Origin of the sequence: Mucilaginibacter daejeonensis (assembly GCF_020783335.1) — a bacterium.
GTDB classification, from domain to species: Bacteria; Bacteroidota; Bacteroidia; order Sphingobacteriales; family Sphingobacteriaceae; genus Mucilaginibacter; species Mucilaginibacter daejeonensis.
Genome location: NZ_CP086068.1, coordinates 929,615 through 942,720, shown reverse-complemented (window position 1 = coordinate 942,720; position 13,106 = coordinate 929,615). Strand labels below are relative to the sequence as shown.

Genomic DNA, 13,106 nt, shown 5'->3' with positions numbered 1-13,106 from the left:
AAGGGAGTCGGTCAAGTATTTTTCTGCCTTTTTGTGATGTTCAGTTGCTGTGTAAACACATCGATCAGCACATACTGCATAAATATCGTTTTAACACTTTTTAATAAAATTATCGCCAAACGCAAGTTTTCGTTGTCAAACATGCAACGAGTACGATGCGCGATCACTGATGTAATAAAAAAATTACGTTCAGGATGGGTCAGGATACATTAGCACAGCCTAATCTCTATCATTGAAGCGTTCAATTTTCTATTGCTGTTCGCCAATTAACAGTTCCTAATTTTTAACGTATATGATAGCAGATCTATTTAAACTGCCCTCGGGCAAAAAAATGTGCTTGTTCATGATCTTGTGCCTGCTGAGTATCAGTACAGCGTTCGCACAACAACTCACCGTTACCGGTACCGTTACCGACGATACGGGCGAGACCGTTCCGGGTACCGCCGTAAGCATCAAAGGTAAACAAGGCGGCACTGCTACCGATGTGAACGGCAAATACACCATCAAGGCCAGCAAAGGCGATGTGCTTTTGTTTCGCTCTTTAGGATACTCTGACCAAGAAGCCACCGTTGGCGACAACCCGGTGGTGAACATCAAGTTCAGCAAGACCAACCAAACCCTTACCGATGTGGTAGTGATCGGTTACGGTACCCAAAAACGCACCGATGTTACCGGCGCCGTGGCCAGCCTGAAGGCGGGCAATATACCGGAGCGCCCTGTTACCCGTGTGGATCAGGCTTTAGTAGGCCAGATCGCTGGTGTTACCGTTAAACAGACCACCGGCGTACCTGGTAAGGCCTTTAGCGTACAGGTACGTGGTACAGGTTCTATTTCGGCCGGTAACGAGCCATTGTACGTGATCGACGGTTTTCCGTTGACCCCTGCTGCACCTAACGGATCGGGCAACTATGCTACCGGTAACCCGTTAGATAACATCAACCCTGCCGATATCGAATCTATCGAGGTTTTAAAAGATGCCGCCGCGGCCGCCATTTACGGTTCGCGTTCATCTAACGGTGTGGTATTGATCACCACCCGCCGTGGTAAGGCCGGTAAACCACAGATCAGCTACAATGCATTTGCCGGTTTCAGCGAAAAGACCCGCGGACTGAAAATGCTTAACGGCGATCAGTGGATCGATCGTGCTACTGAAATGATCAATGCTGCATGGGTTGCTTCAGGCACCGGCCGTACCGCCGACCAAACCAATGATCAGCGTCGCGCTATCTTAGGTTTGCCTGCCGGTGGTGTGAATACCGCCTACATGACCGATGACCGTTGGTTCCAGCCAGGCCATCCGGGCCTCACCTTTGTGGATTGGCAAAAAGAGGCCTTCCGTAAAGGCATCACGCAAAGCCATCAATTATCAGCAAGTGGTGGTACCGAGAACGTTCGCTACTTCTTTTCGGGTAATTACAACGGTCAGGACGGTATCGTACGTGGCTTAGATTACAAGGCCTACTCCTTACGTGCCAACGTTGACGTTACCGCTAACAAATACCTGAAATTCGGTGTCAACATCTCTCCCACCTATTCCATCGCGCATGATCCGGGTGTTGAGGGTAAAGACAACATCTTTCACCAATTATTGAGCGCCACTCCCGTACAGGAATCGGGCCCGGGCGTGTTCATGAACACCGGCCAATGGTCGCAATATGCATGGAGCGTATCTACCAACAGCCCTATCTCCAAACTGCTGTATAACGTAGGCGAGAACAAACGCTACCGTACCCTGGGTACCATTTACGCGGAGTTGAACATTTTGAAGAACCTGACCTTCAGGACCACTTTGAACTTGGACAACACAGATAACACCTCACGTTCATATTCACCTTACCTGAACGCCAGCTCGGCATCGGCCCGTGCGGCACAGACCACGATACTGACCAGCGGCTCGTACAACACCTTCCGCAAACAGACCTTCGTGAACGAGAACACCTTGAACTACAACACCACCTTTGCTAAGGACCACAGCCTTAACTTACTGGCAGGTTTTTCCTTCACTACCGATCGTATCGATCTGCAAACCATGTCATCTAACGGTGGCTACTCCAGCAACGTGATCCAAACCCTTAACGCGGCCAATGCCATCACCGGTGGTTCAACAGCCGAAAAGAACACCTTGGAATCCATGTTCGGTCGTGCACAATACGCTTACAAGAACAAGTACCTGTTATCGGCCAGTATCCGTCGTGATGGTTCATCACGCTTTGGTGCCGATAGCAAATACGGTTACTTCCCTTCGGCATCAGTGGGCTGGCGCATCTCTGAGGAGTCGTTCGCCAAAGGCTGGGGTGCTTTGAGCGACCTGAAACTGCGTTACAGCTACGGCCAGGGTGGTAACTACAACATCGGTAACTACTCTACCATTGCCCAGATCGGCCTATACAATTACTCGCTGAACGGTGCATCAGTAGTTGGCCAGAACGGATCCAACAACCCGACCACCGACCTGCGTTGGGAAAAGACCAAGACCAATGACGTAGGTGTCGATTTCGGTTTCTTCAAGAACCGCCTGACCGGTTCGATCGATTATTATATCAAAGACAACACTGACCTGTTGCTGAACGTGCCTACCCTGGCGGTTACCGGTTTTCAATCGACCCTGGCCAATGCCGGATCGGTACGTAACAAAGGTTTAGAGATCGAACTGACCTCACAGAACTTTGTGCGCAGCAAATTTACCTGGAGCACCACCGTTAACGTGAGCCACAACACCAACAAAGTTACGGCATTGGCCAGCGGCCAAACCCAACTGCTCATCCCGTCAAGCTTTGACATCGAGCACAGTATATTGCGTGTTGGCGAGCCACTTTACTCGATCTATGCCGTAAAGCAGATCGGTATATTGAGCCAGGCCGATATTAATAACAATTACCCGGTTTACCAGGGATCTACCAAAGAGACCGTGGGCGACCCTAAATATTATGATGCCAACGGCGATGGTGTGATCGATGCTAACGACCGTGTGATCGTGGGTCAGCCTAACCCGAAATGGATCTGGGGTATCACCAACACCTTCAGGTATGGCAGCTTTGACCTGAGCGTGCTGGTACAAGGGCAGAACGGTGGCTACATTTACTCGTTACTGGGCCGTGCATTGACCCGTACCGGCCAGGGCTTTACTGATAATGCTCCGGCATTTTACGATCAACGCTGGCGTTCACCATCGAACCCTGGCGATGGCAAAGTGAGCAAGGCCTATTCTACTTTTGGCCGTATAGCCAATACCGACTGGCTGTACTCATCAGATTACTTCCGCGTGCGTAACATCACCTTGGGTTACAATGTGGGTAACAACTTCAAAAAGGTGGGCTTCATCCGTTCGGCCCGTGTATATGTTACCGCCGAGAACTTTTTTGGCCATGACAAATACTACGGTGGTTTGAACCCTGAGGCTACCAACACCAACCTAAGCGGTAGCAACACTTATCCTGAGGCGGGCGATTACGGTGGCTTACCACTGGTTAGATCGCTGGTATTTGGTTTGAACTTTGGTTTTTAATTGATAAGGAGCTTACAACATGAAAAATAAGATATTATATATAGCAGCTTTTACCTGCGCCATCACTGCCGGCTGTAAAAAGCAGTTAGATCAAACCCCGATCTCTACATCTACCACGGCCACCTTCTTTGCCTCTAACAGTGATTTCATACAGGCCACCAACGCCGTATATGCTGACCTGCGCACTTATCCTGATCGCATGCTCAACCTATCGGAGACCCGGTCAGACAATTCATACGCCGTGGCGGACGGTCCGCGCGATTGGGAGCCGATCAACAACTTTGCCCGCAGTATATCGGCCAACGCCTATGTGATCGAGGCCTGGAACACTAACTTTAACGGCATCTACAGAGCCAACACCCTGCTCGATAAATTGGTGACCAATGCATCGGCCATAACCGATCCTACGCTTAAAACACGTTTGACCGCCGAAGCCCGCTTTTTGCGTGCCTTTATGTACTTTGACCTGGTACGCTGGTTCGGTAAAGTGCCGATCATTAACAAGGTGGTATCTGTTAACGAGAGCTTGACCATCCCACGCAGCCCGGTGTCTGACGTTTATAATTTCATCATTGATGACCTGAAATTCGCGGCCGATAACCTGCCTGACGTTTACAGTGCCGCTGCCGATAAAGGCCGCGCTACTAAATTTGCCGCAAAAGGTATCCTGGCACTGGTGTACATGACCCGCTCGGGCCCTACTTACAACATCGAAGGTCCGGGTTTGGGCACCAACGACTGGCAAACCGCTTTAGGTTTACTGAACGAGATCATTGCCAGTGGCAAATACTCCTTCCTGTCGTCGTTCGCTAATATCTTCTCTTACACCAACGAGGGCAATGCCGAGGTGGTGTTCGATATCAATTACTCTACCGGCTCCAACCCGGTGGTGGGTGGTACCTTCCCTTGGTTACTGGTACCCGATCTGTACTTTACCTCAATAGGTAAACCGGTACAAGGTGGTTTGCTGATCCGCCCGGTATCTAACAACCTGGTGAGCAGCTATGCAGCAGGCGATGTGCGTAAGGACTTCACCATCTTTACCCAGGGCTTCACCGCAACAGGTGGTGGCAGCGAGGTCAGGCCATTCTTTAAAAAATACCTGGACATCACCAAAGTGCCTACCAACCGTTTGGACTGGCCGATCAACTACATCGTGATGCGTTATACCGATGTACTGATGCTGAAAGCTGAATGTATACTGAAAGGCGCTTCTGGCACTCAGGCTGAAGTGGACGCCATCGTGAACCAGGTGCGTACCCGTGCTGGTTTGACCACCCCGGTTAGCGGCACCACCCTCCCACAGCTGATGGAGGAACGCCGCCGTGAATTTGCTGCCGAAGGCCTGCGTTGGCATGATCTGGTGCGCAGCGGTTTAGTGACCACTGTGATGCCAGCATGGATAGCCGTAGATGATATCCAAAAATCGATACAACCGTTCCAGAACAACTACGTGATATACCCGATACCACAAAGCGAGCTGAATGCTGCTCCTGGGTTATACACACAGAACGCTGGTTATTAATGACCATCTAAACCATCAAGTAAGGCCGGCCATGCGTATGCAGGCCGGCCTTATTTTTTGCTATTACGTTTGCAAAAAAGTGTTACACCGATGTAACAGAATTCCCCACTTTTCCCCAACTATCAATGTTACGAAAATGGCAAAAACCCAGAAATTTCAAGAAAAATCAACATTTTTCAAGAATGTAACAGCAGATGTAACACTTTTTAGCCAAAATGTAACACTTGTAAAGGCCCTGAATGGAATTCCTATATTCCCTTAAGGAGTAAAAGCGATGATAATTACGAAAATTAAAATTCGTTCTTAAACTGAAAGCTTATGAACAGACGCGACGCCATTTTTACTTCGGGGCTGGCCTTAACAGCACTGGCCCTGATGCCCGAGACCATATTTGCCGCCGATGGGAAGGTATCGGCCTTTGCCAAAAAGCTAAAGCCCATAGGCCGCAGGCTGGAAATGGATGGCTACTATGTGTGGTGCAATAGCCCTATCGAAGGCCCGGATGGAAAGATACATATGTTCTTTTCGCGCTGGGTGGCCAGTAAAAAAATGGGCGGCTGGATCAATGGCTCCGAGATATGCCATGCCGTGGCAGATCACCCTGAGGCCGAGTTCGTGTTCAAGGACGTGATACTGGCACCACGCGGCCCTGGCTATTGGGATGCTACCACCTGCCATAATCCATCCATTAAAATGATGGACGGTAAGTATTGCCTCTTTTTTATGGGTAACAGCAACGGCAAGACCAACACCAAACGCATAGGACTGGCCACGGCCACCTCGCTGGATGGCCCCTGGACCCGCCCCGACGCCCCACTATTGGAAGCAGGACCTACCGGTGCGTGGGATGACCATTGCACCACCAACCCGGCGTTCATTAAGCATCCCAACGGCGAGTACTGGCTGTTCTACAAATCATGGAACACCGCTGAGTACGAGAACTCCAAAGACCCAGTGGTAAAAGGAAACCGCAAGTACGGACTGGCCATTGCTAAAACGCTGGAAGGCCCTTACGTTAAGTATGAGGGCAACCCTGTGATCGATTTTTCCTCACGCCTTAATAATGCGCAGTTAGAAGATGCCTTTGTATGGATGGATAAAGGCCATCTCCACATGCTGTGTCGTGACATGGGCATCTTTAACCATGAGTACGGCCTGTTGATGGACTCGAAGAACGGCATCAAATGGGATGAACCGCAGATCGCTTACTATGATGCGGCTCACTATAACATCGTACAACCACCGCCACCCTCCTACCTCAAAAAATACGGCCGCTTTGAACGACCGCAATTGTTGTTTCAGAATGGCAAGCCCACGTACCTGTACACCGCATCGCAGGGAGGTAAGTACATGACCTCGTCATCCTTTTTATTCAAGATCAGCTGATCACTGCTACCAGTTGGTGGTAGTATAGTTCACGTTGTTCTTTCGTGATGAGGTGACCGCTATGCCCTTTTTGCCACCATCTATAAAGGCAAAGCCCTCCAACTCATCGGCTCGCTGATCCATATCGATCTGCCTGATCACCTGCATTTGCCCGCTACTCACTGAGCGTTGCAGATCAACATAGGTAAAGCGCCATTTGTGGCCCTCGACCTGGTTCTGTATCAATACCAGAACGCCTTTATCGGCCACCCAATGCAGGTTTTGTACCCAGGGTGAACAAGTGAACTTTTTGTACAGCACGCCAGGCTCGGATGTTTTTTTGCACTTGGCCAGTTTGGCGGGATCATATAAGCGTACCTCGTTACCATGAGCGCCATAATCGGCAGTGGCTACGTACCACTTACCCTGATACTTCACATACTCAGGACGGGTGCCTTGTATGCAGGCATCATCGTCAACGGTGCTGATGAGGTTGCCGTCCAAAGTGCCTGTCCGCTGCAAGCCTCTCCAGTCCACCTGATAGATCACCGCCTTCCACTTGGTACCCTCGGCATTAAGTCGCACTGAATTGCCGATGAACACTGGCCTCGTGCCATGGTAAGCGATACCGGTGGGATGACCGATCACATCCTGACCATTCTGCGTAAGCTTGTACTCTTTCTTTACATACACCAAACTATCACCCTGATTCTTGAACTCGCGGATCACCCCTACCTCACGGTCGCCGTATAGGAATACCCGATCATTTTGGTAAGATACTCCCTGGCAAGCACCGAGTGAATCGACGGTGGTCTCGCGGTCGATCGTAATGTTCAGATCTGAACTTCTGAAAGCAACTGCGAGCAATATACTAACCAGCGATGCTGCCACCCACAAGATCCTTTTGCTTTGCTGTATGATCATGGATCCATGGGTTCATCGGCATCGATCTGCAGGGCAGTGATCACCGGGTAAAATTCCAAGGCGGTGTCAGACAAGCGTTTGCCCAGCTTGTAAGGCACAAACCCCATCTCGGTCATGCAACGCTTGTCCATATTCATGATGAAGTCGTTCTGGTATTTGTCGGTCACGATCAGGGCGGGCTTGGCCATCGGCATACCATACCTGAAAGCGATGCGGACATCATTACGAAGGTTGGTAGTGGTATGACGGGCATGCGGCTCAATGATCACCGCATGGACAGGTAAATGCAGCGTATTGATCATGTATCGCCTCATCTCTACGGCCTCGTGGTACTTGGTCTTGAAAGAATGCACTGCACCACCTGATACCACCACAAAAGGTGCCTGACCAGCAAAGTACTGACGTGCAGCAAATTTGCAACGCAGCATACCTTCTCCACTTAGCGGCGTGGTCAAATTATCAGGACCTGCACCCGGCACCAGTATGTGCGAGTAAGGATATGAGGCCCACTTGACCAGCTTCACGTGTTCGGCAGCAGCACGGTTGGCTGTGGTGGCCATGGGTTCATGATCAGCAGCATTGCGGCGTTCATTCACCTCCAGGTAGGTCAGCGCAGCGTTCAAAGCCGGTTGAAAGAACAACGGCTTATCACCTGTCTCCTGCGCAACCTCCGACGAGCAATCATACATCAGCGTGTAGTAACTCTTCCTCTTGATATCAAAGCTGATCGAATCGATCTGCGGGTAGTTAGGCTTTTTACCTTCTGCGTAAACCTCAATGGTATGGTTAACGGCCGCGGCATCCTGTTCCCACGCTTTGATCAATAGCTCTGCCGGTGTCTTGGCCTTAAGATTGATGTAAGTACCCGATGCCATCAGATGCTCCCTGACCAACTTGTCCAATGCGTTACCCGCCTTATATAAGGCCGAAAGCCGGGCACTCACCAGGCTTATTTCCTCTGTGCTAAGCTTGATCTGGCCAGGCAAACACAAAGCATCCTTGCATTCACCGAGCGACCTATTCAAAGCATCCACTTTTTTACGAGCCAGTGAAGCCAATTCCGCATCGCCATTTAGCAAAGCGCCGACGGCTTTGTCCTGCTCCAGCAAGGTGAGCAGGTAGTAATTCTTGGCCTTTACCCAGTCGTTACCCGATACCAATTTATAAGTGGCACTTGGTGCCGCGATCTGTGCATCGGCGCTGCCAACACCTACATATAAGGCGGCCGCTAATAAGATGTATTTGTATAGACTTCTATTGATCATTGATGTAATTTTTGTGTACGCAGGTATTGCAGTAATTCTTTTGGCCGGTCGGTTTGAAGCACGGTCGCACCATGTGCGATGAGCCAATCCCAGCTATCTTTCTTGTTATTCTGCTCAACGGCCAGATCATCCTCGTGCCCTGCATTGAGCGATGCCCACAGCGAATTTAACCAAACTTTTGTACCCGTGCGGGTAATGAACTTATTGTCTTTCAGGATGCTCGAGGTATCTTGCTTGAAATTCATCTCGAAGGCATAGGGCCTCATATTGGCCAGATAATCGACAATGATCTTGCGTGCCTCAGGCTTATCTAAATTGACGATCGGCATGTAAGTGATATTTCCGATCAGATCAGGGTACTTTTCCTTGAGCTCGGCGTAGGTCACTTCGGCTTTAAAGAGGGCTTGTTTTAGGGTGCCGGTCTCGGTCAATATCGCATACGCTTCATTATAGTAAGGGTAGCTTTTGTCGAGGTTCACCATCACCTTTTTACCTTTAACGGCCAGCATCACATCTTTAAGCGTAGGAATATGATTGCCGGTGACGCGGCCCAAACCGTTCTTCAAACCGAATTTCCGTATCTCCTCAAAGGTAAAGTCAGATGGCTTGCCTTTGCCATTGGTGGTACGGTCGATTGTTTGGTCGTGCATGATCACGATCACGCCGTCACTTGTACGGGCAAGGTCAAGTTCGATCACATCCACACCCATGGCCGCAGCGTTTCCAAACGCCCGCAGCGAGTTCTCGGGTGCGTTACGCCAGTCGCCGCGGTGGGCTGCCACCATTACTTTATTCTGTGCTATGGCCACCAATGCAGCGGCCTGAAGCAGCAGCGTGGTCATTAATATCTTTGTTCTCATCGTTATCTTGTTCATTATTTCATGTTGATGGATGACATCCATTGATTCTTGGTACTCCAATTAGGGCTAGGTTTGTTAGAGGCAGTGATCACCAGCGTTCCACCTTTCATCACTTCTTCGTGGGTGATCCAGTTGCGTTCGAGCGGGCGACCGTTCAGCGTGGCCGAGGTGATGTACCGTGCATCAGAGGTATAATTATTGACCTTGATGGTAAAAGGATTAACATTCCCGTTAAGCTGTACCTCCTTAAAAAGCGGCACACTCAGATAGTACACCGGCCAACCCGAGCAAGCCGGGAACAGCCCCGTACCGGCAAATATGAACCAGCCCGACATGGCGCCGGCATCATCATCCATGGTACGTTGGTAAGTATCGGGTTTGTTTTGGTAGACCACGTCAACAAAAGGGTCGATGCCGCGGCTATTGTCGTTAAAATAGTATTGCACTACCGTATCAACGGCATATTTGTGCACCAGATCCTGCGATCGCCAGGGCTGCGAGGTAAAGTTGTACATCAACGGCGCCTGAATGTCGGGCTCGTTGGCATGCGTATATAAGTCGTTATCAAAAAAGTGATCAAGCTCCTTCAGATAAGCTTGCTCGCCACCGATCAGCTCTACCAGTCCTTTATTATCGAACGGCACCAGCCACCGGTACTGCCAAATGGTGCCCTGGTACATGCCACGTGCCGATACGCGGTCTACGTCGGCTTTGGTCAGATCTTTAAAATCTTTGTTCCAATATTCCTTGTATTTGTCAGCTTTTTGCAGGTATTTGTTCGCTTTTTGTGGCTCGTGAAGGATGTTCATGATCTGCGACAATGCCCAGGTGTCATAACTTGATTCGAGGGCTTTATCGGGTGTCTTAAAGTCGAGCCTGTCCACCTCGGCGTTCAATGAATCGGCGATGGAAGCAAGGTCGACCTTGAAGCCTTTGCGGTAAGCGTCAAGTAGCACCACAATGGCATGTTCGGTACGTACGGTGTTGCTTGGCTCGTGTTGAGTAGCATAGTCCTTTTTGCCGTGCTTATACATTTCCACCAGCGAGTTCATCATGTACTGATAGCGCTCAGGGTAAAGGATAGCCAGCAGTGGCAATTGGGTACGGTAATTATCCCAAATGGCCCAGCCGTTATAGATCTGTCCCTTGGTCTTTTGCAAAGTACCATCTGTTGCGCGGTAAGTGCCATCGGTTTCTGATACCAGGTAAGGCGATTGTACGGTACGGTACAGCAGTGAGTAGAAAAGCTTCTCGCGTTCAGGCTCGCCTTTTACAGTGATACGGCCTAACACATCGTTCCAGCCTTTTTCGGAATCACTTTTTACCGCACTAAAGGTCTGGCTGTTCAGCGAGGCCTTGGCATGGGCCACATCCACGCTCGAAAAAGCGATATTCAGTTGCACCTCATCCGCATTGACCAAAGCCAACAGTTGGTGATCGTTCAATGCGTCGAACTTTGTCGCTGTATTTAATCGCAGCGCATAATACACCCGGTAAGTGCCCACATTGCAAGTAGTGCGCGAATCGATCCAACCAGTGATACCATTAGCCACCACTTCATGCTGCTCGGCCACGAATTTGTTGGCCAACGTGTGGCTCAGGTCGATCACAAATCCCCTCTTCCCTGCCGCCGGAAAGTGATAGCTCTCGGCTCCCGTATTTTTAGCTACGGCCATAGCCGCTTTGATGCCATTGGCAAATGCGACCTGGTAATATCCGGCGCCTGCCGCTTCGGTCACCTTGTTGAGTACGCAGCTGGCTAGATCATTAATGAATGGCCTTATCAAAATATTACCGCCGCTGCCCTGGCAACCCACACCTTCAAAACGATTATGGGTGAACCCTTTAAATACTTTGGCCTTATGCTCATAGCCCATGTGCAGTTTAGGATAGGTTTGCGGGCCTATGCTTAGCATACTGAACGGGTATGACGCCGCGGGCGACACTTGACCATGATCGCCCGATGAACCTAAAAAGGTGTTCACCTGCTGCGATACCTGGGCCGATGCACACGCCAGGGAAAAGGACAGTAGAAAGGCTGCGAAGAACTTCATGCGGTAAAATAAATAAAAGGGAGAGATATACTCCCTCCCTTCAAGTTTAATGACCGGATCAATAACCCGGATTTTGATACATTTTTGCAGGATCTAGTTTATACTCGTCAAAAGGTATCGGGAAATAGCGGTCCTTTGTGGTGAAGTTGGCTAAACGGGCTATACCAAAATCAGACTGGCTTTTTGCCTTGAAATAGCTCACCAACTCTTCTGTGCTAAAAGTGCGCAACAGGTCATACCAGCGATGATGCTCAAATGCCAGCTCAACACGGCGCTCGTGCAATATGGCCAAACGCAAGGTCGGGTACTTACTGCTATAACCGGCTGTAGCCAATGAGGCCGCGTAGGTAGGCATACCAGCACGGGTACGTACCTGGTCAAGGTAGGCGATAGCGTTATTGGTATCGCCCAGGTAATTGCTTACCTCGGCCAGCATCAGGATCACATCGGCGTAGCGGATCAATGGCCAGTCGTTACCGCCATAACCCAGGTTACTGGCTGCTGAACTGGCATCACGGAATTTGGTAATAAAGTAATCTCTCACGTTGGCATTAGAAGCGAATTTCACTGAGAAGGCCATACGTGGGTCGTTCATCTCATAATCCTTGATCAGGTCGGGCGTAACGTTGCCACCCACACCTGATGATGGCTTAAGCGAGTTGATGGTCTCGCCGGCCGCCTGGTTGTTGGCCGCTATGGATGAGCTGTAGGTTGGGTCGCCTTGCTTGTTCACGATCTGCCAGATCACCTCGGCATTATTGGCTTTCTTGCTTACATCAAAAACATCAGCATAGGGTATACTGCTCAACGTACTAAAGGTACGCATGTTGTACGCGGCAAGCAGGTAAGTGCGGGCATCGTTCAGGTTCGATTGACGGTTGGATTGATCCTGAGTGGTAGCCATGGTCAAGTACACCTGCCCTAAAATGGCGTTGATGGCGGCCTTTGAGGCACGGCCCAGGTTGGCACCACTTTGCAGGTTAGGCAGGTTGCTGTTCAACGCATCTTTAAGGTCGGTCACGATCTGTGCATAAACCGTACCCTGTTTCTCCCTGAAAGTGCTGGCGTTCAATTCATCCAATCCGTTAAAGGTCTTGGTCACTAACGGCACATCACCCCAGGTACGCACCAAATGAAAATACATCACCGCACGCAGGAATTTTGACTCGGCGATATACTGTTGCTTTTGAGCGGCATCGCTGAAAGTAATGCGATCGATGTTATTGAGCACTACGTTAGCACGCGATATGGTACCGTACAATGATACCCAGTGACTTTTCAGGTAGGTATTGCTCGGCAGGATCGAGAAATCGCCGAACTGGAACGGTTCACCGGCGTTGCTCTGGTTATCGTTACGGCCCGTATCGTCCGAACGCTCGTCGGTCCAAAGACCACTATTTTCCCCAATGTTATTACTGCTGCGTAACGATTGATAGATACCGTTAACGGCGGTCAACACATCGGTAGGCGTACGGAAACTTGAGTTCAGTTCCACCGCATTGGGCGGATACTGTTCCAGGAAACTTTTTTTGCATGACACTGCACTAAGCGCTAAGGCGGCAATGCAGCTTATGGTCAATATCTTTTTGTTCATGTTGTGATCGATCT

At 50.0% G+C, this 13,106-nt stretch carries 9 protein-coding genes; 4 read left to right on the top strand and 5 right to left on the bottom strand.

All coding sequences use genetic code 11. The annotated features are described in order from the left end of the window. Positions 1–292 precede the first annotated feature (292 nt). The 4 genes from LLH06_RS04170 (at position 293) to LLH06_RS04160 (ending at position 6,416) form a co-directional block, all read left to right on the top strand. Positions 293–3,505, top strand: a complete 3,213-nt coding sequence (locus LLH06_RS04170; protein WP_228172008.1) for a SusC/RagA family TonB-linked outer membrane protein — start codon at positions 293–295, stop codon at positions 3,503–3,505. Positions 3,506–3,524: 19 nt separating this feature from the next. Next, positions 3,525–5,030, top strand: coding sequence for a RagB/SusD family nutrient uptake outer membrane protein (locus LLH06_RS04165; RefSeq protein ID WP_228172007.1), 1,506 nt, complete (start codon positions 3,525–3,527; stop codon positions 5,028–5,030). Positions 5,031–5,166: 136 nt separating this feature from the next. Next, positions 5,167–5,292, top strand: a complete 126-nt coding sequence (locus tag LLH06_RS20680; RefSeq protein ID WP_262909364.1) for a hypothetical protein — start codon at positions 5,167–5,169, stop codon at positions 5,290–5,292. 56 nt (positions 5,293–5,348) lie between these two features. Next, positions 5,349–6,416 (top strand): glycoside hydrolase family protein, encoded by a 1,068-nt coding sequence (locus LLH06_RS04160; protein ID WP_228172006.1) that lies wholly within the window; start codon positions 5,349–5,351, stop codon positions 6,414–6,416. A 6-nt stretch (positions 6,417–6,422) separates the two neighbouring features. Here LLH06_RS04160 and LLH06_RS04155 read toward each other — a convergent pair whose 3' ends face one another. The 5 genes from LLH06_RS04155 to LLH06_RS04135 are packed head-to-tail and all read right to left on the bottom strand — an operon-like array spanning position 6,423 to position 13,092. Beyond that, on the bottom strand, positions 6,423–7,319 hold the full coding sequence (locus LLH06_RS04155; RefSeq protein ID WP_228172005.1) for a hypothetical protein: 897 nt from the start codon (positions 7,317–7,319) through the stop codon (positions 6,423–6,425). Beyond that, positions 7,316–8,584: a YdcF family protein gene (locus LLH06_RS04150; protein ID WP_228172004.1), complete on the bottom strand. Its 1,269-nt coding sequence runs from the start codon at positions 8,582–8,584 to the stop codon at positions 7,316–7,318. The genes LLH06_RS04155 and LLH06_RS04150 overlap by 4 nt, the downstream gene beginning before the upstream one ends. Continuing rightward, complete coding sequence (locus LLH06_RS04145; protein WP_228172003.1) at positions 8,581–9,444, bottom strand: glycerophosphodiester phosphodiesterase family protein; 864 nt, start codon at positions 9,442–9,444, stop codon at positions 8,581–8,583. Before LLH06_RS04145 ends, LLH06_RS04150 begins: the two co-directional genes overlap by 4 nt. 14 nt (positions 9,445–9,458) lie before the next feature. After that, complete coding sequence (locus LLH06_RS04140; RefSeq protein ID WP_228172002.1) at positions 9,459–11,498, bottom strand: glycoside hydrolase domain-containing protein; 2,040 nt, start codon at positions 11,496–11,498, stop codon at positions 9,459–9,461. A 58-nt stretch (positions 11,499–11,556) separates the two neighbouring features. After that, positions 11,557–13,092, bottom strand: coding sequence for a RagB/SusD family nutrient uptake outer membrane protein (locus LLH06_RS04135; RefSeq protein WP_228172001.1), 1,536 nt, complete (start codon positions 13,090–13,092; stop codon positions 11,557–11,559). Positions 13,093–13,106 lie beyond the last annotated feature (14 nt).

Excerpts from the sequence above, each read along its gene's own strand:
- LLH06_RS04145 (WP_228172003.1), bottom strand. The coding sequence starts at position 9,444 with ATGAGAACAAAGATATTAATGACCACGCTGCTGCTTCAGGCCGCTGCA.
- LLH06_RS20680 (WP_262909364.1), top strand. The coding sequence starts at position 5,167 with ATGGCAAAAACCCAGAAATTTCAAGAAAAATCAACATTTTTCAAGAAT.
- LLH06_RS04140 (WP_228172002.1), bottom strand. The coding sequence starts at position 11,498 with ATGAAGTTCTTCGCAGCCTTTCTACTGTCCTTTTCCCTGGCGTGTGCA.
- LLH06_RS04165 (WP_228172007.1), top strand. The coding sequence starts at position 3,525 with ATGAAAAATAAGATATTATATATAGCAGCTTTTACCTGCGCCATCACT.
- LLH06_RS04160 (WP_228172006.1), top strand. The coding sequence starts at position 5,349 with ATGAACAGACGCGACGCCATTTTTACTTCGGGGCTGGCCTTAACAGCA.
- LLH06_RS04150 (WP_228172004.1), bottom strand. The coding sequence starts at position 8,584 with ATGATCAATAGAAGTCTATACAAATACATCTTATTAGCGGCCGCCTTA.
- LLH06_RS04170 (WP_228172008.1), top strand. The coding sequence starts at position 293 with ATGATAGCAGATCTATTTAAACTGCCCTCGGGCAAAAAAATGTGCTTG.
- LLH06_RS04135 (WP_228172001.1), bottom strand. The coding sequence starts at position 13,092 with ATGAACAAAAAGATATTGACCATAAGCTGCATTGCCGCCTTAGCGCTT.
- LLH06_RS04155 (WP_228172005.1), bottom strand. The coding sequence starts at position 7,319 with ATGATCATACAGCAAAGCAAAAGGATCTTGTGGGTGGCAGCATCGCTG.